This is a genomic window from Gammaproteobacteria bacterium (assembly GCA_014075255.1).
Taxonomy (GTDB): domain Bacteria; phylum Pseudomonadota; class Gammaproteobacteria; order UBA4575; family UBA4575; genus JABDMD01.
The window spans coordinates 2308478-2331708 of sequence record CP046178.1 but is presented as its reverse complement, the minus strand read 5'-3'; the positions used below and the strand labels follow the sequence as shown (position 1 = coordinate 2331708).

The window sequence follows — 23231 nt, the reverse complement described above, 5'->3', positions numbered from 1 at the left end:
TTTAAACTTATTTCAAAGCGTTAAACTTAACGGATTAAAATAGCATAAATAATTTTACAACTTTCTGGTCCAGAAACGCGCCAGAATAAGCGCGGCTACACATAGCACTACCATCAAAATGATAGCCAGAATGTCTGCACCAGGATATGCCCAAAAGTCTGACATTGTACTTACCTCATGTAATATTTAACGGTTGTGAATTAAAATTATTTTATAAAATTCCTGTTTCTTGCATGCGTTCACGGCCAAAGGACGTCAAACCAAATTTGCACAGAACCCGCTCAGGTCCAAAATGTTCACCATCATCCAATTTGTCATCCAACTCTTCTATTAGAGCGCCCGAAAACATATCGGTTAACGTAGCCCGCACTTCACCTTTCCAGAAAACAGTATTCATATCTACGTCGTAATCTTTCAACACCTTATTAGCAATTTCGTAGTCCCACAAGCCATTTGGTGCATCGTTAAGTTGCAGCAGGATATAACCTTTCATGTGTATAGTTGGTGCCATGGTTATCCCCCCTCCGACTGTGAATCACCGATATCTCGGATAACTTCAATCTTGCTATTATCTTCAGTAAACATAATAAACCCACCTCCAACGGCTAGTACCAAGCCCAAAACAAAATTCCATTCAGGTAAATCCAGTGTAAAAATAGCGAGAAAGACCACTGCGAATACCCCGTATAAAGAAGCAACTGCTTGCCCGCGACCCACACCAATCAGTGGAAAGGATTTATACCAGCACACATAACTATAACCAAAAGTAAAACCCGCTAACATTAGCCAGACAATTCCCCAAAAATTCATTGTGTCCTTAATTATTTGTAATACTGGGTAATCGGTAAAAATAATGATTCCAGGCAGAATAAGTACGCACCAGTATAGAACTTCTGCTGTAAAACGAATGGAAATTCCTACATCGGGATCGGTAACATCGAGTGCGCGACCCGCAACAGCCCCTTCAATCCCCCAGCCGATGGCTGCCATTGCGCCGCCCAAATAGCCTAGCCAGACTGAACTGCCTCCACTTGCACCTGTAATCTCCTCAATGATTCCGGGCGCGAATACCGTTACCCCACCAATCACCATAACGAAGATGCCTAATGCAGCTCTTGTCGTGATTTTTTCCTTGTACCAAAGTTTTGCTAAGGTCGCGCCGACTATCGGATACAAAAGTGCTGCCACGGCCGCAAACACACCACCTACAAAGGCGATGGCCATAAAGGAACCAAATATTGCACAGGGCCCGCCAAATATTGCGGCGAGAAAAAACCACTTTGATAATTTTCTCATCTGGCGGAACGTGCGACGGTATTCACCCATCTTATGCTGCACGATATTCCACACAAATAGAGAAATTAGAACCGTAATTGCGTTAAGCGTGGTAATGATTGCAGCAGCAACAAGTAGCTCACCTGGCTCTTCAAATGCCATGCTAAAGTAGGGTGCTTCAAACCAAATCGCGCTTCCTGGCACATACCAGAGCCCCCAAAAACAAGCACAGAACAGAGTCCATTTAAAGCCCCAGTGAATACTATGCGATCGGTACTCGAGCCTAGCTTCTTCTAACGTTTTCATTTTTGTTCCTCTATCTTTTGCAAATTAATCGACTCATAAATGAACCTGAACTAACTATCTAGACATTTCAAACATGTGTTACTTAAATTCAGTTGTTATTTTAATCTCGCTGTGAATTACAAATTTTCATCTTAAAGAATAGTCCCGCTATAAACGGGACTTAAGTTTGGAGGAGTCATTATAATTATTATTTTAGTATACAAACAAAGCATCTTTAAAATTACTACGATTTATTTTGTGTTTGTTCGCGCGCGCATTTAATTGCCTCTTGATGTTCATGTTTTTCAGTTTTAATTCGCCAAATAAAACACCCTACAAAAAATACCACGGTAATGATTACCAATAACCACTCACTACCTACCATAGGGTACACAGCACCTAACTCATCAATTTTTGCAAAACTTTCAACACCGGTTGACATAGCTTTTGCCTCCTTATAAAAATTCTTATGTATTTTTAAACGCTAGTTCTTTAGATGTACTAGGATTCATCACGTAAAGCTTTTTCTAAATCTGAAAACTCTTGGTCACTAAGCATTTCTGCAGAGATATCCAAACCCGCTAATTCAACTTCTCTTGGTATACGCAGAATCCCAAAACTATTTAGTATTTTTGCCACAATAAACCCTGGCAAGAACCCCAACACAAAAAACATAATCACCGCACCGGCCAACTGCCCCCATGGTGTGATTACCGCATAACCTTCAAACGGTGAAGACGGATAGCCCCATAAAATAAAGCCGGCAATAACGACACCAAAGAACCCTGCATAACCATGTACCGCACAGGCACCTACCGCATCGTCAATTTTAAAACGTCTCTCTACCCAATAATGCATTTTAAAGGCAACGATAGAGCCCAAAATAGAAACAATCATGGCTTGTAACGGATGATACAAGTCATTACCTGCTGATGAGGCAATAACACCTGCAAGACCACAAGAGAATGCCCAGAACGGATCACCCTTGGAAAGAATATAGCCTGTTAAAAAGCCACCAGAAATCGCCAACAAATAATTTAATGTGACAGCAGAAAGTGTAGTCGGTCCTAAGTAAATATTAGTTGCAGTGAAGTAACTCTTGCCTTCCACGTCAAGCATGTCGCCACCAAAGAAATCGATGATTGGAATATTGCATGCAGCGTAAAATCCCCAGAAACCTGTAAAGATTAGAAAGATCCCAACACACACTAACCAAGGATGTTGAGGAGGTATGTTTCTTGGGGTACCGTCTTTGCGAAACTTTCCAATTCGGGCACCTAAAACACACAAAACACCTAAAGCAAAACCACCGGCTACTGCATGAATAACGCCAGATGCGTAGGCATCGTGATATCCAAGCATATGCACCATCCAACCATCCCAATGCCATCCCCAAGCTGCATCTACCACCCAAAATACCGAACCGATTAATACCGCTAATATCCAAAACGCACCCGATTGAATACGCTCAATGACTGAACCAGAAACAATCGACGCGGCAGTCCAAGAGAACAGTAAAAACGCAGCCCAGAATACGCCATTTATTCGTGACCAATAAGCGGTGTCACCTGCAGTCAGAGTATCTTGAACTGGTGCACCCCCAAGGTGCGCACCCATAAGTTCACTCCATGGCAAAGCGTGTGCAGCGGACTGCAACCCTCCCATAATTCCTGGACCATAAATAAACGCAAAATAAATCCACCAACCAAATAAGAAAAAAGAGATGGTAACAATAGGAATGACCATTACATTCTTCATCAATGTATGTAGATGATTTTTGCGTCTTGAAATCGCCACCTCATACATACAAAAACCAACATGGATCAAAAACATCAGCACAACCGTTACCCAGTAATAGAACTCAGTGAATATAGTAGTGAGTGAACTCAGTGAATCAGTCATAGTTAGTTTCTCTTATTATTATTCTTGACGAACGGCAATCTGAACGTACGCCTCCCTATAGCCTATTTTCAAGGACTATAAAGTTATTTTCCACTAAAAATACACGTATCACTCTACGCCGCTCATCGCTAAGACAAAATACTTAGAGGGTATTAGTACAGAGTGGTAGTAAATTCTAACTACAAATAGGTACTTATAAACAATAGCAATTATATGGGCGTTAAATTATTCTCGAATAGACTAAAATTTAACCACTAACGAAGCGTCAACGTATCTTTAAATTCCGAAAAGATGCAGATTAAATTATGTGCATCAATTTACTTTACCGCTATAACTGCTGCTAACTAAAAGAATGATTTTCTCAAATTACTTAATACTTCAACACAACACAGCACTAAAAAGATCTCGATGAATTTAAACCATATTACTGCTCTAGTAGCGATTACATTATTGCAATGCACAGTATGTTTCGCAGAAGAAAATAACAATAAACTACCAACTAATGAAAATAATTTTGAATTTCCGCCAGGCACACATCCTTATTCTAAAGAACTTCAACTAGAACTAAACAAAAAAAACAACAACGCGGCAGTGCCTACCAGCCTCGCACTAAGCATTTACTTAATAGTGGCGTGGCAAAATACACTAACCGATTGTTTCTGGAATCTAGTCCATACCTTCTTCAACATGCACATAACCCTGTAAATTGGTACCCATGGGGTGATGAAGCTTTTGAAACTGCTAAGAGATTAAAGCGCCCGATACTTTTAAGTATTGGTTACTCCACGTGTCATTGGTGCCACGTGATGGAAGAAGAGTCATTCGAAGACGAAGAAATAGCAAAGTTTTTGAATGAAAATTATATTGCGATCAAAGTTGATCGTGAAGAGCGGCCAGATATAGACAGCATCTACATGGCTGCCGTACAAACCATGACCGGCCGCGGAGGCTGGCCGATGACAACTTGGCTCACACCGGATCGAAAACCATTTTATGGTGGCACTTATTTTCCTGCGCGTGATGGTGATCGTGGCGCACACGTTGGATTTTTAACCGTAATCAAAAAACTCAAAAATATTTATGACACACAACCCGATCAGGTCGCCGAACAAAGCCAGCAATTAACAAAAATAATTTCCAGCTCCCTTAGTCCGGCCACAAGCAGTAAGCAGTTACCCACGATTAAAATTCTCCACGATACGTTTTCATATTATCAATCAGGGTTTGATCCATTACACGGAGGATTGTCACGAGCTCCAAAATTTCCGAGTGATCTATCTACTCGCTTTCTGCTGCGCTACCAAAGACATTCAAAAAATACTCAAGCATTAGAAATGGCAACCTTAACGTTAAAGAAGATGGCTGCGGGTGGAATTTACGATCATGTAGGAGGAGGTTTTCATCGATACAGTACTGACAAAGAATGGCTAGTGCCGCATTTTGAAAAAATGCTTTATGACAACGCGCTACTATCCATGGCATACCTTGAGGCCTATCAGCTTACTGGTAATGAAAGTTTTCTTCAAATTACCAAAGAGATCCTCCGCTATATTGAACGAGACATGTCGTCACCCAACGGCGCTTTTTACTCCGCTACAGATGCAGATAGCCTTGTCGATAATCACCGTCGTGAAGAAGGCTATTTTTTTACTTGGTCCGAAAATGAATTAGATCAAGCACTAGATAAAGAAACATCAATCATTGTAAAGAGCTATTTTGCAACAACCAATAATGGAAACTTTGAGGGTCGCAATATTCTGCACACACCTAAGGATAAAGCAGTTATTGCAAAAGAACTCAATATATCTATTAAAAAACTAGAAACTATTATTACCGACGCCAAAGAAAAACTTTATAAAGAACGAGAAAAAAGACCCCGCCCAATTCGAGATGAAAAAATATTAACTGCTTGGAATGGGCTAATGATTTCTGCTTATGCGCGCGCTGGATTAATTCTTGGTGAACAAAAATATATTCAACGCGCTGCAATGGCTGCTACATTTATTAAAACGCATTTAATCGAAGCAGGCAGATTATTTCGAAGCTATAAAGATGGCGCGCACAAACACAATGCTTATCTTGACGATTATGCATTTTACACCGCAGCAACTTTAGATCTTTATGAGGCCACTCACGATATTAAATGGCTTAATTTTGCGATAGATCTCGATAACACACTCTCCAATCATTATGAAGATGATACGAATGGAGGCTTCTTTATGACCAGTGATGACCATGAAAGCCTCCTGGTTAGAGAAAAACCGTATTTTGATGGGGCAGAACCTTCAGGCAATTCAGTTGCTGCACTTAATCTATTACGTTTATATGAATTTACCTCGAACGATTCATATCGCATGCGAGCAGACAAAGCCTTTAAATCAGCCAATCAAATTCTAACCGAGAATCCGACTGCTCTTTCTGAAATGATTCTAGCTGTTGATTATTACTTAGACAATCCCAAAGAAATTGTTATTGTCACTCCACAAGATAAAAAACAAGATGCAGAACATTTTATTAAAAAATATAGAGAAAACTATTTGCCCAATAAAGTATTAATTGTGCTATCTGAAGGTAGCGAACAAAGTAATGTTGCTAATAGCATTCCTTTAGTTAAAGGGAAAATTGCCATGCAAGGAGAAACGACGGCATACGTTTGCGAACAAGGGACTTGCAAACTCCCTACATCTGATCCACAAATTTTTTCTCAACAGATCTCCACTATAAGATCTGTAGACGAATAATCTTCAATTAATCTATGCAAATGCTACAGCTCTATTTGACAATTATCAGCTGAACTAGCTAACTGAATACTTAGATGCCCCTAATCCTTTAGGAAGTTCTTGGAGACCCTCAGACAAATTATAATAGTCTCCTTTGTCTACCGTATAAATATGAGTTGTTGTATGTAGGCCAGTAGGTTGATCGAGTGTGCCTACTGCAATACTTAATGTAGCTGCATCTTCCAAATCCCAGAATAAGCTTGATCCGCAAACCACACAAAATCCTCTGCGCGCATGATTATTCATTCCTCGATACCAGGCGAGAAGATTATTTTCATTTTTAATGAATACGTTTTCGCGAGGTGCTGCTGTGTAAGCACCATAATGTCCGTGAAACTTGCGACACAAACTACAGTGACAATTCACAACATCGCGCAAAGGTCCTGTAACTTTGTAGCGAACGGCTCCACAGAGGCAATTACCTGTATGAACTCTATAAGCTTGATTACTAGAATTACTCACAGAATTATGTGGGAAACTACATGGCTACCGCGAGCTGATTTGGCAAAGGATCTGCTTGTGCTGAGGACCAATCTGGCACAAAAGACAGGATGCGAACATCTGCTGGAAGCTTAGCGTTAAATATTGAGTTGTGCCAAAAAGTGGCTTGGTACTCAAGATTTTCAGAATTCAGTTCTTGCACAGAACATGGAATGATATATTTCTGATTTTGTTGATTAAAATATAACGATAGATTACTTGCCGCTATAAGTTTATTGGTGATCTCAGAGTTTGGTGAAAACAAAGCAGTCAAACAATCTGAAAATTCTTCTAGTTGCTGAAAATACCCCGCGACTAAAACTTTTAATAAATCTTTGCGACGTAAAGCAGGATCATCATTTTTTTTATACATATAGCGAAACTCGGCAACCAGTTCAGCCAATTCTTTTTTATTAATTAAAACGGTAAGATTACCAATTACTTCATTATTTATTACTGCTGAAGGCTGCATTCCTTCTGAAGGTCTACCTTCTTCCATGCGAACTGCATGCTGGCGAACTCTGCATTGCCAACCTAGGAAGTGAGCGCGCAGTAGTTGTCCTGCAGTTTCCTCTGTCACCTTATTGTTATTTTATCTAAGCCAGATTTGAACATGAGGTTAGTCAAATTTCTCATAAGCTTTGCGCAAATCTACCATAGGGTGATTTTTTGACATTTGAAATTTAACAAGTAACTCACGTGCAACCATGTCTCGCTCTTGTTGGTTATCAGACATTTCTAAATCCTCAGGCACAGTAACCCAACCGTTAATATTGCGATCAAATACTGCAGCACGGTTTTCTTCATAACCCATATGCACATCTTCAAGCCAATTCAGATCAGACCAACCCATTAATTCAATATATTTTTTAAGAAACGGTGTTAAATATTTTAAGTCAGGCACTAAATTTACATCATAACGATAGCCAATATGTTGGCCAATCATTTTTTCTCGCTCTTCATCAAGCCCGTCGGATTTTATAAAATGGTCTATATCTTTATCACTCATGATCTTCTCCAAATACTTTTATATAGTGAAATCATTTTAGAAACGCGTTAAATCAGGACGACCCACAGTATACTGTGAACCCGCCAGTGGTACTTGCGCCATTGCAGAAGCTTCCATCGTTAAAGCCGCTAAATCTTCTGGCTCAAGCGAGTGGATATTGGTCTTTCCACAAGCTCTTGCGAATAATTGCGCTTCAATGGTGAGGGTGTGCAAAAAGTTATACACACGAATCGCAGCTTCATCTGGATTTAAGCGTTTACGTAATTCTGGATCTTGCGTGGTAACGCCTACTGGACATCGCCCGGTATGGCAGTGATAACAATGACCCGCTTCTACACCCATTTCTTCTTCAAAATTGGCTTCCGGAATATCTTTATTGCAGTTCAATGCCATTAACGCAGAATGCCCAATGGCGCAAGCATCTGCACCTAAAGCTATCGCTTTTGCCACATCGGCACCATTACGAATTCCACCTGCGTATACCAAGGAAATTTTTCCTTCCATACCCACATCTTGAATGGCACGTCGTGCTTGGCGAATCGCAGCAATACCTGGAACACCGGTATCTTCCGTTGCCAGGTGAGGACCCGCTCCAGTTCCGCCTTCCATACCATCAATAAAAATAGAATCCGGACCTGTTTTCGCAGCCATACGCACATCGTCATACACACGTGCTGCACCCAGCTTTAACTGAATGGGTATTTGCCAATCAGTAGCCTCACGAATTTCTTGGATCTTTAACGAAAGATCATCCGGACCTAGCCAATCCGGATGACGCGCAGGAGAACGCTGATCAATACCTGCTGGCAAAGAACGCATTTCAGCAACTTGATCCGTCACTTTTTGACCCATCAAATGCCCGCCTAAACCGACTTTACAACCTTGTCCTATAAAAAATTCTACCGCATCAGTAAGACGCAAATGATTTGGATTAAACCCGTAGCGTGATTGAATCACTTGGTAAAACCATTTTGAAGAATAGCGGCGCTCGTCAGGAATCATGCCACCCTCTCCTGAACAGGTTGCCGTACCCGCCATGGTTGCACCCCGTGCTAACGCTGTTTTTGCTTCATAACTTAAAGCACCAAAACTCATACCAGTGATATACACAGGAATATCCAAAACAAGCGGGCGTTTGGCCATTGGACCAATTACGGTTTTGGTCTCACATTTTTCACGGTATCCTTCGATCACAAATCGAGTTAATGTGCCCGGCATAAATGTTAAATCATCCCAACTCGGAATTTTCTTGAATAAAGAAAATCCACGCATGCGGTATCGACCTAACTCAGCCTTTACATGAATGTCATTCATGACCTCCGGCGGGAATACATAACTGCTACCTAAATGATATTTTTTTGCGTCGTCTTTTACAGACATAATTTTATCCTCAACTTCTGTTATTAGAGCACCAGTTTCTTCTCAGTGGGTTCTAAGTTGTCGTAATTCCACAACTGTTTTCCAGAAACTATCTTAGTGATGTTTTCAACACCATTCGGTGCTTCCATTCCATACAAATCAAGTTTGCTTTGCAGATAACGAACATCAAGATCCGTCATTTCGCCTTCTACCGCATCGACACCTAAACTTTTAACTTTACCAGCAATATAAATAGTGCCGTCATACATTGAATCGCCGAGGTTGCTACTTGCATTACCTAATAAGATCATACGACCACGTTGCATCATGAAACCTGTAAAAGCACCGGTATCTCCACCCACAATAATGGTGCCGCCTTTTTGGTCGATGCCGGTACGAGAACCAACGCTGCCTTTGCAAACTAAATCACCGCCACGAATAGCGGCCCCAAAAGTTGAACCAGCATTTTTTTCAATCAACGCCGTTCCGGCCATCATGTTTTCACCGCATGACCAACCCACACGACCATTAATATGTATGTTGGGACCATCAATTAGGCCTACTGCAAAGTAACCTAAACTGCCTTCAAAATTAAGATTGAGTCGATTCAAGATTCCTACACCCAAGGAATGCTTGCCCATAGGATTTTTTACAGTGATCGTTCCATGCCCTTGCTTCATCAACTCACGTATTTTGATATTTACTTCCACATTACTCATTTTCTCGCAATCAAACTCTGCAGTTTTGTCAAAATCTACATCGTGTGCATATGCATATGTGAAGTTCTCTTCTTCAGAAGCAGAGAAATACATCTGTTGTGTCCGACCCGCCAATTGCTCGGCATGCATCCCCATGTCTTCAGATTTTTGATTTTTGGCTACGCTTGCCATACTCGTACCTCCCCTTCATAAGGATCGAATGTGTCAATTTCGCGCGGGAAGATACTGCGAATTGCAATTTCTTCTGAGGCTAAACCCACAAACTCATCGCTTTCATAAATCACCATTGGCTTGGCAGCCATTACATCTTTTGCCATACCTAATTGGTCACTGGTAGCAACTAAATAAGAAAACACACCATCTAAATATTCCACCGAATTATTCATTGCGGTTTCCAAGTCATCACCTTTGTCGATACGATTAGCAAGATATACTGCAATCAATTCAGAATCACAGTTAGACATAAAGCGGTGACCGTCTCGTTCTAAAGCACGTCGGTTGGTCCAGTAATTAGTAAGCTGACCATTGTGCACAACCGACACATCCGAAAACGGATAGGCCCAGTAAGGATGTGCAGAACGTATGTCGACATCGGATTCAGTCGCCATACGCGTATGACCAATACTATGCGTACCTTGAAAACCATCTAATTTATATTGATCAGAAACCGTTTCAGCATCACCGAGATCTTTAATTAATTCCAGAGCATTTCCAACAGACAGCACTTCTACGCCATCAATATCTTCAATGTAGTCAATCAAGCGACGCAAATCTCCATCAAAACTGAATGTATAACGGTGGGAATAATCTGTTGCAGCGTGTTGCTCGTTAATTTTCACACCCGACTCTTTAAGGCGTGCTTCTACTGCTTCTTCACGCGCTTCCACTTCAGCTTGAATATCAAAACCTGATTTCATGGCTTCTTGTTCTGCGGTGATGAAGCGCATTACATATTGTTTTTTATCAGCGTTTCCATACAACGCATAACCGGTAGAGTCTGGTCCACGATGCTTCAATGCTTGCAGCATTGAAGTCATCTCTGAACCAATATTCGAACTCTTACCTTTCCAGATAAGTCCTGCTATTCCACACATTATTTATTTCTCCAAAATTACAGCCAAAGTTACGGCAAGACATCCAGATAAGTTTCAAGATCCCACTCAGTAACGGTATGATTAAATCGTTCCCATTCATCCCGTTTGTAATGCTCATAAACTCTATACATTTCATCTGGCAGAGCGGATTTAATGACTTCGTCTTTCTCCAGTTCTACCAAAGCATCACCGAGCGACATGGGTAATTTTTTAACTTTCTTGCCCGCTTCGATCGCTTCATAGATGTTGCGTTCCTCGGCTTCGCCTGGATCCAGTTTGTTGTCGATACCATCGTCCATGGCTTTCAACAATGCAGAGCCCATTAAGTATGGATTCACCATCGAATCTACTGAGCGATATTCAAAACGACCTGGTGCTGAAACACGCAACGCACAAGTTCTATTTTGATATCCCCAATCTGCAAAAATGGGCGCCCAAAAACCGGTATCCCATAAACGACGATACGAGTTAACTGAAGGCGAACCGATTGAGGTTAAGGCACCCAGGTGTTTGATCACACCACCAATGGAGTGCAAGCCAATAGGACCTGGCGCACGCTCATCAATGGATGGATCAGGCATGAAGGTGTTTTCACCACCCTCGCGGTAAGTAAATGAACCTTCCATACCAGCTAAGGAATCAAAACCAAGATTATTCACAACATCTTCACCTCCGCGCCATAGCGACATATTGTGGTGACAACCCGATGCGGCAACGCCCATAAATGGCTTCGGCATAAAGCACGCAATTAAATTGTCTTCACGTGCGACTTGTGCACAGATTTGACGATAAGTAGTTAGACGATCTGCGTTACGTAATACGAGATCGTATTGTGTGTTCAATTCAAGCTGACCGGGTGCGTCTTCGTGGTCTCCCTGAATAATATCAAGACCCATTTGTTGAGCGTACTCAATCACCTTCATAAACGTGGGACGCAATTCTTCAAACTGGTCGATGTGATAACAGAATGGTTTGGTGACACCACCGTCTGGTTTACCGTCAGCTCCACGTTTGAGCCACATCATTTCCGGCTCAGTTCCGCAACGCATATTCAGGCCATGTTTGTCTTCAAATTCCTGATGAATACGACGTAAGTTACCGCGGCAATCCGAAGACAGTGCGCCACCTGGATTCTCGCGTTCTTCGCGGTTACGAAACAGGGTGCAGTACACACGACCGACGCGTTTGTCCCAGGGTAATTGCATAAAGGTTTCCGGATCAGGAATACCCACAAGTTCCGATGACTCAGGCCCGTAGCCAATATATTGTCCGTGACGATCGACAAAAAGGTTGGCCGTCGATCCATAAACCAGTTGAAATCCTGTTTTAGCAAGACGCTCCCAGTGTGCCGAAGGAATACCTTTACCCATAATTCGGCCCGAGACCGATATAAACTGGTAATAAATATAGTCGACTCCGGTTTCATTTATTTTTTCTCTAACCTGTTTAACCAGATCATCTCGCCCGGGTGCATTCACATGTTGTTCTAGGTCTGTACTATCTTGTGTCATTTTGGACTCCTCACTACTTTTTTAATTATTCCGCCCTTACTTTTAATAAGAACGATTAAGCTAAGATCCTTATTTATACTAACTTTCCATACTTACACTCATAACTGTGTTGTACTAAATTATATTGCCAACAAAACAAACTCACTTATCCCTCTTATATCAACTCCACGGATATGGGCTATTGGATACCGGATGTAATTTTCCTTGCGCATAACGAGCAAAGCGGAATGGCTCCAACAATGAAGATGTAGTTCCGCATATTTCTTCTGCAACCAATTGGCCAATACCCAACATCTTATAACCATGATTTGAATCAGCAATGATGTAACAATTGTCTTTGAATACATCAAACACTGGAAAACTATCGGGGGTAAAACATCCTAAGCCGCCGGAGGGTTCACGCTTATACTGTGGTAATGTTCCTTCGAAGCGTTTTTGACAATGCGCAAGTGCCGATACCCACATCTCTACAAAATCATCATCCACAATGTAATGCGGTGACTCAGAACCGTAGGGATCAATGTCAACTTTATTAGGATCTTCATTGACTCTAAATGGAGCCGCACCACCTTGTATGCCGCCAAAATTAAAATCAGGTTTGTAATAAATTCCCCACATCTTATTGGTAATTAAATCACCTGTTTTATCTGAATAAAGGGGCGCTACTGAATCCACGTGCACAACGGGTGGGAATCCACCATCGTTGGTTTTTTGAATATCAGGGTCGACACCCAAAGTACCCTCTTGTAATGACCAATAAATCCACATGGGAACATCATTCACTATTTTCCCATCTGGTTGTTTAATACTTACCGTTTTTGGTAGCTCCAACATGTCCCAGAATGTTTTCACCCATGGCCCGGCACCAATAACAACGTAATCACATTCAATAGTGCCCTGGTTTGTTTCTACTGCTTTAATACTGTCACTTTCATTTGCATACTGGAAACCCGTAACCGTGACGTCGCTTATAATCTGAACGCCTTGCGCTTCTACCTTAGAAGCTAATCCTTGCATTGATTTAACATTGTTCGCATAACCGCCACGTTTTTCGTGCAATACGGAGGTAATCTCTTTGGCTTGCCAATCGTGAAAAAGACCTTGCATGTATTTCATGCTATCGCTTTCTCCCTCTATGAATACGGACTCATAACCAATTTCTTTTTGTTGTTTTGCAATGCTTGCAACATTTTCATGCATCACTTCCGGACTAATCTGCATATACCCTACAGGATGATAACTATAGGTTTCAGGATCGCTATCCCATACATTTACACTGTGCGCCATTAATTCACGCATGGCGGGTTGAAAGTAATTATTTCGAATAACACCACATGCAATGCCGGTGGCACCTGCGGCTATTCCACTTTTATCAACCACAAGTATATCTTTACCACTACCTTGCCCATTTGCTTTTAACTGCAATGCCAAATGATAGGCAGTGCTCAGCCCATGTATGCCAGCGCCAATGATTAAGTATTTTGAATGCTTGGGAATACCCATATATATACGTATGAATTCTTAGAAAATATTAATCTAAAAGCCTTTATAGGCTTGATTTAATAAACAAATATGGCCGTCGATGGGTAGTTCGGCAATTGCACTTAGGACGTACCACATAGTGAGTAATCTCCTTATAATAAAGAGACTAAATATTGGGAATCTTAATGTGCTGATATAAAGCTGCCAGCTGCAATTCATCGCACTTCAGAGAATTAGCTTCTTCTCAATCGCCACTGCCTAATTAGTCCATATAGACTAATCACAACCCAAAAGCCTTCAATGACAAATGCGGACATATTGAATTCGTACATCAGAGATACAACCACGAGAAAAGCCCCAAGCGCATTGAATAATGAGTATTTATAACTAGAGAATTCAATACGTTCCATTTGCAAAAGCAAATACATACCCACCATTAAGGCAACACCAATATTGCCCAAAAAATCATGCCATTGATAATTCATATTTAAGTTCTCTGTGCTCAATCCATATAAAATCAAATACCATACTGCTATTTGATTTGTCTGAAAGGAAAAATTATGAACTGGTTTCTTGCAATATTAGCAACTATTACATCCTATACTTTATTTTCAGTATTCGGCTTACGAACCGGACAAGCCGAATCAGTCTATCAAGCGGCTTTCTCTCTTGTTAGAGATCCTATAAATTTTCTGTTAATTATTATTGGTAGTGCCGGATTTGGAGTAGCCACTTTCTACGCCTATAAAAGTTCCCCTTTCGCAATTACCGTCGTAATTTCCATAGGGTTATTGGTGTCTTTTGTGTTTTCTGTCATCTTTGCAAATGGCGAAATAAATCTGCAAAAAATGGCTGCGCTATGTCTAATAGTGTTAGGTATATGGTTCATTAAGTAATCTTCAAACTCATTTGCAAAAGGATTTATCTAAATTTTTAAGAAATAAGTTTTCAGTCAAATCCCTTATATTAATTAGTGTTATTCAGCAGGTTTTATCATCTAAAATAATCACTATGCCTAAAAGAATATTTAAATATAAATGATAATCATTATTATTTAGAATACATATGAAATACCTCTTCATAACCACCCTTCTATGTTTAACGACTGCAATCCTTCATGCAGAAGAATTGGATCCGCCAGAAATAGTAAACGGTGAACGACTATTTATAGAAACAAGATTTGCACAATTTTTTTATCAGTATCTTGAAAACGGCGGAACAACAAACAAACCCATGCCGAAAGGCGATCCAGTCTTAAGCAAAACCGTACGCTTTTTTGGGCTACCGCCTTATCAAATTCCATTTACCAATAGCCCCTATGCAGGACAGTCCATAAACTGCCGCACCTGTCATATGGTTGATGAACATATAGAACAATCAGAACTCGGTATGCGCGCTTACGCAGATTTTGCAGCACGCAGCCCGGTCCCAGCACGCGAAGACAAGCAAACTACTGTTGTTAGAAACTCTCCTATTTTAGTAGACGCATCGATTGCACGTAATAATTTTCTATTACATTCAGACGGAGAATTCTCCAGCTTAAGACAGCTAATTGTCGACACATTGGCAGGTAGAAATTTTGGTTGGATACCAGGTGAAAAACAACTCGCCATTAACCATGTTTGCCGAATTTTAAAAGAAGATAACGGTGAAGATGAATTAGCAAAAGAATTTGGTGGGCTTTCCTATACAGAAATGTTTTCTGGGGTAACCCGTAATACCACTCCAGTTGATCAAGAATTTTTACTGCCAGAACAATACAGAGTAAATATTAACAAAGCATCATGTGATGAAATGTATGCTGGCGTTGTCAATTTAATAGCTGCCTATACTGAGGATCTAACCTTTGCAAGTGATGAAGAAATTTTTTCTCCTTATGATGTGTTTTTAAAGATTAACAACCTCCCAACCCAAGCAAATGAAAACGAAACGGATTTAGTCTATAGCAAGAGATTGCTTACAGAAATAGAGTCATTAAAGAAAAACAACAAACTTAAATTTGTAGAAAAAAACCCAAACACTGAAGATGGTAAATTTATAACTCATGATCCGGATTATAAATTTATGGAAGAAGAACTAGCAGGTCTAGAGGCTTTTTTCAATCAAGATCCGGAAGATAATATTGGCACAGGCAACTGTATTGCATGCCATGCTGCTCCACACTTTACAGACTTTGGATTACATAATATTGGCATTTCACAAATCGAGTATGACAACATCCATGGATTTGGTAAATTTGCCGCATTAAATATCCCTTCACTCAGTCAACGTGAAAAGAATCCAAATGTATTCTTACCAGCCAACGAGAAGAATCCTAAACGAAAAGGAATATTTAGAAGGCCCGCATCACAAGAACACCTCGCTTATACAGATTTAGGTACATGGAATATTTTCTTTAATACAGACTACCCGCTTCCCCAAGAAAGTATTTACAACTTAATATGCATAAAGAATGGAGAAGTAGTGTGCAAATCAAGAGATGATGCACTATCACGTAGCTTGGCAAGCTTCAAAACACCAAGCTTGCGAGACTTAGGACACTCTGCACCCTATATGCATAACGGTCAAATCAGCGATCTACATGCAGTAGTAGGGTTTTATCTAGCCGCTTCGATCAATACTCGTAACGAACAATTTAGAAACCCAGATGAAGATATTGCTAAAATTGATATCAAACCAAAAGATGTTATTCCCTTAACACTTTTTCTAATCTCGCTGTATGAAGATTATAACTAGCCGGCAATCGCAGCTACGCTAATTATTTTCAAAATAACAATTAGCCTTAACAAGCCCGGAAATCTTTCCATTTTTCAGCTTAACGCTAATCTTTTACAACCCCGGTAGCCGCTCCTGCGTTACCGGGATACAATTACATCCCTGGCAGAAAATTGCTCCTGCATTTTCTGCACTTCCGCCTTCCATGGCGGTCGTACATCATTTATTTTAAGAATAAAAAAGCCCCGCTAAAAGACGGGGCTAGTTACGCAACTAAGGGGAGAAATATCTACGTATAAAATCGGTATGTATTAAAAAATTAAAAGCATTAAGCCAAATACAGTCGATATTCCTACTACAAATAACAACACATCAGGCATCAATACATTGTATGCAAAGGCATTCTCTACGCAGCTAGTCATGGTAATGTTCCTCTATTTTAAAATTATGGGTTAAATTAATAATATCGTTAAAAATTATTTTTTCAGTACTTATGTTAGTTAGACGGAGCCAATCACTTCAAGTTCAATTTATCGATATGAATCTTTTTTATTCGTAATAATCGATATTCTTATAATCCTAAGATTTAACTACACCTTTATCGTCAATTAGCATCATTACTTAAGCATTTTTTAAACTGCTACGAGACAACTCGGTTCTAGTTTCAATCACCAGTCGTTTATCATCGGCATATTGAATATATAGATACTTAAATTCTTAAGCCCAACACTTTTGGCTTATCCTTTAAGTAACGGGGCGCAGACTATACACAGAAAGTTAATAAAATATTACAGGTGAACGACATCTTCACGACAAAAGGTGGAAGCAATGGAATAAACGACAAACAGAGGAGGAATAACTTGGAGCTTAGACGCGAAAAAAGACTTATGAACTAAATCTAATAAAGTAAATCAGAGGTATTACTTAAGTATAGTGTTTGTGATCTTTACGACGTGTACCCGCACGTTGAACAATAACGCCTCGCACTGCATCCCTATTCGAAAGTGATATTTCTTCATAGCCCTGTTTGAGTGCGCGCAGATAATAGCGATCATCTTCAACAATGAATTGGCGAAAAATATATTCTTCATTTACCATTGCCAGCACATAACTACCGCTCTCTACAGCCGCAGCTGAATCGATAATAATAATACAGCCATCTTTGAATTCAGGCTCCATACTGTCACCTATCACTCGCAACGCAAACGGCTCTGAATTTGCGCAACCACCGTGGTCGGCTAAATCAGCGTGCAGTACTTGTTCTTTTATGACAGCTTCTGAAGGATTTTTAGAGTCGCTCATATTTTGGCTCATAATTAATATTGTACTTTGCAAAAATGTCTCATACTAATTCCATTCTCGGTATCACTTAAACTTCTGATTCGACAGCTTTTTCCGCGGCACGTTCTTCCTGTTGTAGCGCCCACATATTGGCATAAATACCCTGTTGCGCTAGCAGCTCACGATGGCTACCCGTTTCCACTACCTGCCCATGGTCAAACACATAGATACTATCGGCATCAACAATAGTTGAAAGACGGTGCGCAATCACCAGGGTAGTGACCCCTTGGGTGACCTCTTGCATGGCATTCAAAATCATACTTTCCGATTGCGAATCCAAGCTGGAAGTCGCTTCGTCAAAAATAACAATCCTTGGATTTTTCAATACCGCACGCGCAATCGCAACGCGTTGCTTTTCACCACCTGAAAGCTTCAGGCCACGTTCACCGACAATGGTTTCATACTGTTGTGGAAGCTGTTCAATAAAGTCATGGATATTGGCCAGCCTCGCAGCCTGTTCAATCTCTTCTTTGCTCGCACCGGGTTTAGCGTACTGGATATTGAAAAAGATGCTCTCATTAAATAGCACGGTGTCTTGTGGAACGACGGCAATGTTTTCATGCAGACTTTGTTGCGTGCATTCGCGCAGATCCTGACCATCAATTCGTACTGCACCCTCAGTCACATCATAAAAACGAAACAGCAAACGTGCGACGGTCGACTTACCCGCACCCGAGGCGCCGACTACGGCTACTTTATGTCCCGAAGGAATAGCGATGGAAACATTACGTAAAATTTCGCGATCTTGGTTATATGAAAACGAAACATTATCGAATTCAATTTGCGCTGCACTTACTGCCAATTGCTTTGCATCGTTTGCATCTTTAATTTCAGTATCTTTTTGCAACAGCTTCACCAACATATCCATATCTGCCAGTGAATACGTAATCTGTCGATACACAATACCCAAAGTATTAAGCGGCACAAACAATTGCAACATCAATGCATTCACCAATACCAAATCACCCAACGTCATACTTCCATCAGCCACGCCACCGGCTGCAAAAATCATGATGATGGTAACGCCAATAGCAATGATGAAGGCTTGACCAAAGTTCAACATCGACATGGTAGTAATACTTTTTACCGCTGCATTCTCCCACTGCGAAAGCGTTTCACCATAGCGCGATAACTCATAACGCTCATTATTAAAATACTTTACGGTTTCATAGTTCAGCAAACTATCTACGGCAATCGAGTTGGCTTGCGAATCCAAACGGTTCATTTCGTGGCGATATTTCATGCGCCAATTAGTTACAAATAGAGTGAATGAGATATATATGATGATCGTAATCAAGGTCGCGACTGAAAATTTCAATGCATAAGCACCCAATAAAATGGCTGCAACCAATCCCAACTCAACAAAAGTCGGCACGATAATAAACACCATATAATTGATAATCGAAGACAGACTTTGCGTACCGCGTTCCAGATCACGTGTGATCGAGCCGGTTTGTCTTTCTAAATGAAAACGCAACGACAAGTTATGCAAGTGCTCCAACACACGCGTAGAAAGATTTTGGATTGCACGGTAGCGAACGCGCGCAAATAACACATCACGCAACTCATTAAATATCGCAGTGGTTAAACGCAAAGCGCCATAGGCTAATAAAAAACCTAATGGCAATATTAATAAACTAGCTTCTACATCTAATGAATCAACAATGCGCTTCAAAATTAATGGCACTGCAACCGTCGCCACTTTAGCGATCACTAAACACCCTAAAGCAATGAGCACTCGCCAACGAAAGGCCCACAAATAAGGAAACATCTGCAACAGATTTTTAAAATCGGTACGTTTTTTATGCGGCTCTTCGGTTCGTGCGTGAAATTGCATGTAATTACATTAGTTAATTATTAAAAATGACGGGACTTATGTATGCCTAGGCATCATGACGCAAACAAATTTTTTACTTAATATCTCTGAATTCACGTTGAATATATTTTTGAGTAAAAAATTAAATTTGGAAAAATTTAAACGGTCGTTTTTGCAGATCTCAGTGTGCCCCAGTACAAAAAAAAGAAGATCTTTTATAAAACTTTTCTATCCAATCGATCGAAAGATTTTAAGTCAAAAGCGCCAAAAAAAGCTTGCTTTTCTCCAACCACACGAACGTTCAGGATATTTTAACCTAATTGTATTCAACCAACGGCTTATCCACAGCTTATCCACAGCTTATTCCACACCATACACACAAGATGTTGTGCTTGACGAAATTCTCACCCCAATTTATAGTAATCCCCGTTCACAGCAGTCCACTTCAGTTTACCTGAAGTTTATAAAAATAGATCTAAGGGCGCGTGAAAAAGGGAAGTAAAAACAATAACTTATAATGCCAAGCTGAGAGACCAAATGCAGCCAGAACTTACTACTATTACCGAAGAAAAAACCCCAAACACTCCACATGAAAATAATGCACCTACTAAACTTGAAATTGCTGCCACAGCACCCGGCCAATATCGTGTAATTCGCCGTAATGGCAAGGTAACCACCTTTGATCGTGAAAAAATTAAGGTTGCGGTCACTAAAGCCTTTCTAGCCGTTGAAGGCGGTCATGCCGCGGCATCAACTCGTATTCATGAGATGGTGGATAAGATTACTGACACAGTTTTCTATGCCCTGTCACGCAGTCGCCCACAAGGCGGCACCTTCCATATAGAAGACATACAAGACCAGGTTGAACTGGCTCTGATGCGCAGTGAGCACCATAAAATAGCTCGCGCCTATGTCTTATATAGAGAAGAACGCACACAAGAACGCGCACAAATTGAATTGGCTGCACATACTAGCCAACAAGAAACCGACACTCCTAACCTGAACGTAAAAGATGAGGCAGGTAATGTAAAACTTCTAGATGTCGAGCGCTTGTCGCGCATGGTGGAAGAAGCCTGTACAGATACCGTTGATGTACCCGCACGACCGATCATCGATGAAACCCTGCGCAACTTATACGACGGCATTCCTGAAAATGAAGTGGGCACAGCGGTCACCATGAGCGCACGCACACTCATTGAACAAGAACCAAATTACAGCTATGTAGCAGCACGCTTATTGTTAGATACCCTGCGTCGTGAAGCACTTACTTTTGTCTATGACATGCCTACTGAAGCTACCTTCAAAGAAATGTCTTATCAGTATGCAGACTACTTTGAACACTATATTCACAAAGCGATTTCCTTAGAATTATTAGATCCAAAACTGGCTAGCGAATATGACATAAAGAAACTTGGTAAAGCGTTACAACCGAAGCGTGACCACCAGTTCACCTACCTGGGTATGCAAACTTTGTATGACCGTTACTTCATTCAAAGTGAGGGCACTCGATTTGAATTGCCACAAGCATTTTTTATGCGCGTAGCGATGGGTTTAGCACTGAACGAAGTGGAGCGTGAAGAACGTGCGATTGAGTTCTACATGTTGTTGTCTTCGTTTGACTTCATGAGCTCAACGCCTACTTTATTTAACTCTGGCACTTTACGCCCACAATTATCTTCTTGTTACTTAACCACCGTGCCGGATGATCTACACGGCATCTTTGAAGCGATTCAAGACGATGCCATGTTATCCAAGTTTGCGGGCGGTTTAGGCAATGATTGGACACCGGTACGCTCCATGGGCGCACACATCAAAGGTACTAATGGTAAATCACAAGGTGTGGTTCCGTTTCTTAAAGTGGCTAACGACACCGCGGTTGCAGTCAATCAAGGCGGTAAACGTAAAGGTGCAATGTGCGCCTACTTAGAAACTTGGCACTTAGACATAGAAGAGTTTTTAGACCTACGCAAAAACACCGGTGATGATCGTCGTCGCACCCATGATATGAACACGGCCAACTGGGTGCCAGATTTATTCATGAAGCGTGTCAGCGAGGACAAGCCTTGGACATTATTCTCACCACATGAAGCACCGGATTTACACGAGTTAAGTGGTAAAGCTTTTGAAGATCGTTATGCAGCTTACGAGAAAATGGCAGATAACGGTGAAATTAAAAACTTCAAACGTCTAAAAGCGGTAGACCTCTGGCGCAAGATGCTCGGCATGTTGTATGAAACCGGTCATCCTTGGATCACATTTAAAGATCCATGTAATTTACGTTCGCCACAACAACACACTGGTGTAGTGCACTCTTCTAATCTATGCACAGAAATCACGCTGAACACCAAGCAAGATGAAATTGCAGTGTGTAACCTAGGTTCTGTAAACCTCGCAGCGCATATAGATGAAAACGGCTTAAATCTTAATAAGCTAGAACAAACCATCTCTACCGCGATGCGCATGTTAGACAACGTAATTGAATACAACTATTACAGCGTAGACAAAGCAAAACGTTCTAACTTGCGTCACCGTCCAGTGGGCTTGGGTATGATGGGCTTTCAAGATGCACTGTATAAGCAACGCATCTCGTATAGCAGCCAAGACGCAGTGGAATTTGCCGATCGTTCGATGGAAGCGGTTAGCTACTTCGCCATTCAAGCTTCTAGCAACTTAGCCGAAGAGCGCGGCGCCTATGCAACCTATAAAGGCTCATTGTGGGACCAAGGTATTTTACCCATCGATTCGATTGAAATTTTAGAACAAGGTCGCGGTGATTATTTAAAACAAGATCGCAGCATGACGATGGATTGGGACAGCTTACGTCAACGTGTGCAATCCGTGGGCATGCGCAACTCCAACACCATGGCAATTGCACCAACCGCAACTATTTCTAATATTTGTGGTGTGACACAAAGCATCGAACCTACCTACCAAAATTTATTTGTGAAATCGAATTTATCCGGTGAGTTTACGGTAAGCAATCCACATTTAATTGACGACTTAAAGCAACGCAACATTTGGGATGAAGTCATGGCCAATGACCTCAAATATTATGATGGCAGTGTGCAATCGATTGATCGCGTTCCAGAAGATTTAAAAGTGTTATATGCCACTGCGTTTGAAGTAGATCCACGCTGGTTAGTCGAAGCGGCTTCGCGCCGACAAAAATGGATTGATCAAGCACAGTCGCTCAATTTATACATGTCAGAACCTTCAGGCACAAAACTAGATAACTTATACAAGTTAGCCTGGGTACGTGGCTTAAAAACTACTTACTACTTACGCTCTATGGGCGCTACGCATGTAGAAAAAAGTACCGTCGAAGGTCGAGAAAGCAAACTGAATGCAGTTAGTAATGGCGACAGTAAAGCACCGCAGGCTTGTTCGATCTTAGATCCAGAATGTGAAGCCTGCCAATAATAGACAGGCAATATAGTAGACCAAAACCTTGCTTAGAAAATAT

The 23231-nt window shown here is 41.0% G+C and carries 19 protein-coding genes; 4 read left to right on the top strand and 15 right to left on the bottom strand.

Annotated elements, in window-relative coordinates:
- Positions 1-211 precede the first annotated feature (211 nt).
- The 4 genes from GKR92_11895 to GKR92_11880 all read right to left on the bottom strand — a co-directional run bounded on the left by GKR92_11895 (position 212) and on the right by GKR92_11880 (position 3462).
- The gene (locus GKR92_11895) at positions 212-511 is read right to left on the bottom strand and encodes a hypothetical protein (protein QMU62360.1); all 300 of its coding nucleotides are present in this window, start codon (positions 509-511) and stop codon (positions 212-214) included.
- A gap of 2 nt (positions 512-513) precedes the next feature.
- A complete protein-coding gene (locus tag GKR92_11890; protein ID QMU62359.1) occupies positions 514-1581 on the bottom strand; it encodes an EamA family transporter in 1068 nt (355 codons plus the stop codon).
- 223 nt (positions 1582-1804) lie between these two features.
- Positions 1805-2002, bottom strand: coding sequence for a hypothetical protein (locus tag GKR92_11885; protein ID QMU62358.1), 198 nt, complete (start codon positions 2000-2002; stop codon positions 1805-1807).
- Positions 2003-2061: 59 nt separating this feature from the next.
- Positions 2062-3462 carry an ammonium transporter gene (locus tag GKR92_11880; GenBank protein ID QMU62357.1) on the bottom strand — a complete coding sequence of 467 codons (1401 nt, stop codon included), beginning with the start codon at positions 3460-3462 and terminating at the stop codon, positions 2062-2064.
- 632 nt (positions 3463-4094) lie between these two features.
- Between GKR92_11880 and GKR92_11875 the strand changes: the two genes are divergently transcribed.
- The gene (locus tag GKR92_11875) at positions 4095-6203 is read left to right on the top strand and encodes a DUF255 domain-containing protein (protein ID QMU62356.1); all 2109 of its coding nucleotides are present in this window, start codon (positions 4095-4097) and stop codon (positions 6201-6203) included.
- Positions 6204-6257: 54 nt separating this feature from the next.
- Here the strand turns inward: GKR92_11875 and GKR92_11870 are convergent, their stop codons facing one another.
- From GKR92_11870 to GKR92_11830, 9 genes are all read right to left on the bottom strand, one after another.
- Positions 6258-6704 (bottom strand): GFA family protein, encoded by a 447-nt coding sequence (locus GKR92_11870; GenBank protein ID QMU62355.1) that lies wholly within the window; start codon positions 6702-6704, stop codon positions 6258-6260.
- Positions 6705-6720: 16 nt separating this feature from the next.
- Positions 6721-7302 (bottom strand): hypothetical protein, encoded by a 582-nt coding sequence (locus GKR92_11865; protein QMU62354.1) that lies wholly within the window; start codon positions 7300-7302, stop codon positions 6721-6723.
- A gap of 39 nt (positions 7303-7341) precedes the next feature.
- A complete protein-coding gene (locus GKR92_11860; protein QMU62353.1) occupies positions 7342-7731 on the bottom strand; it encodes a hypothetical protein in 390 nt (129 codons plus the stop codon).
- A 36-nt stretch (positions 7732-7767) separates the two neighbouring features.
- Positions 7768-9111, bottom strand: a complete 1344-nt coding sequence (locus tag GKR92_11855; protein QMU62352.1) for an FMN-binding glutamate synthase family protein — start codon at positions 9109-9111, stop codon at positions 7768-7770.
- A gap of 23 nt (positions 9112-9134) precedes the next feature.
- The gene (locus GKR92_11850) at positions 9135-9980 is read right to left on the bottom strand and encodes a GXGXG motif-containing protein (GenBank protein QMU62351.1); all 846 of its coding nucleotides are present in this window, start codon (positions 9978-9980) and stop codon (positions 9135-9137) included.
- Entirely contained in the window at positions 9968-10903 is a 936-nt protein-coding gene (locus tag GKR92_11845; GenBank protein ID QMU62350.1) for a glutamine amidotransferase, read from the bottom strand. The genes GKR92_11850 and GKR92_11845 overlap by 13 nt, the downstream gene beginning before the upstream one ends.
- A gap of 29 nt (positions 10904-10932) precedes the next feature.
- The gene (locus GKR92_11840; GenBank protein QMU62349.1) at positions 10933-12414 is read right to left on the bottom strand and encodes a glutamine synthetase; all 1482 of its coding nucleotides are present in this window, start codon (positions 12412-12414) and stop codon (positions 10933-10935) included.
- Positions 12415-12573: 159 nt separating this feature from the next.
- Complete coding sequence (locus GKR92_11835) at positions 12574-13917, bottom strand: FAD-dependent oxidoreductase (GenBank protein QMU62348.1); 1344 nt, start codon at positions 13915-13917, stop codon at positions 12574-12576.
- A 212-nt stretch (positions 13918-14129) separates the two neighbouring features.
- Positions 14130-14381 (bottom strand): hypothetical protein, encoded by a 252-nt coding sequence (locus GKR92_11830; GenBank protein ID QMU62347.1) that lies wholly within the window; start codon positions 14379-14381, stop codon positions 14130-14132.
- 75 nt (positions 14382-14456) lie between these two features.
- Between GKR92_11830 and GKR92_11825 the strand changes: the two genes are divergently transcribed.
- A complete protein-coding gene (locus tag GKR92_11825) occupies positions 14457-14792 on the top strand; it encodes a hypothetical protein (protein QMU62346.1) in 336 nt (111 codons plus the stop codon).
- A gap of 169 nt (positions 14793-14961) precedes the next feature.
- Positions 14962-16632 carry a hypothetical protein gene (locus GKR92_11820; protein ID QMU62345.1) on the top strand — a complete coding sequence of 557 codons (1671 nt, stop codon included), beginning with the start codon at positions 14962-14964 and terminating at the stop codon, positions 16630-16632.
- Between the two features lie 903 nt (positions 16633-17535).
- On the opposite strand, the gene GKR92_11815 is transcribed toward GKR92_11820, so the two are convergent.
- Both GKR92_11815 and GKR92_11810 read right to left on the bottom strand, forming a co-directional pair.
- The gene (locus tag GKR92_11815) at positions 17536-17913 is read right to left on the bottom strand and encodes a S24 family peptidase (protein QMU62344.1); all 378 of its coding nucleotides are present in this window, start codon (positions 17911-17913) and stop codon (positions 17536-17538) included.
- A gap of 67 nt (positions 17914-17980) precedes the next feature.
- A complete protein-coding gene (locus GKR92_11810; protein QMU62343.1) occupies positions 17981-19789 on the bottom strand; it encodes an ATP-binding cassette domain-containing protein in 1809 nt (602 codons plus the stop codon).
- A 516-nt stretch (positions 19790-20305) separates the two neighbouring features.
- Between GKR92_11810 and GKR92_11805 the strand changes: the two genes are divergently transcribed.
- Positions 20306-23188, top strand: coding sequence for a ribonucleoside-diphosphate reductase subunit alpha (locus tag GKR92_11805; GenBank protein QMU62342.1), 2883 nt, complete (start codon positions 20306-20308; stop codon positions 23186-23188).
- Positions 23189-23231 lie beyond the last annotated feature (43 nt).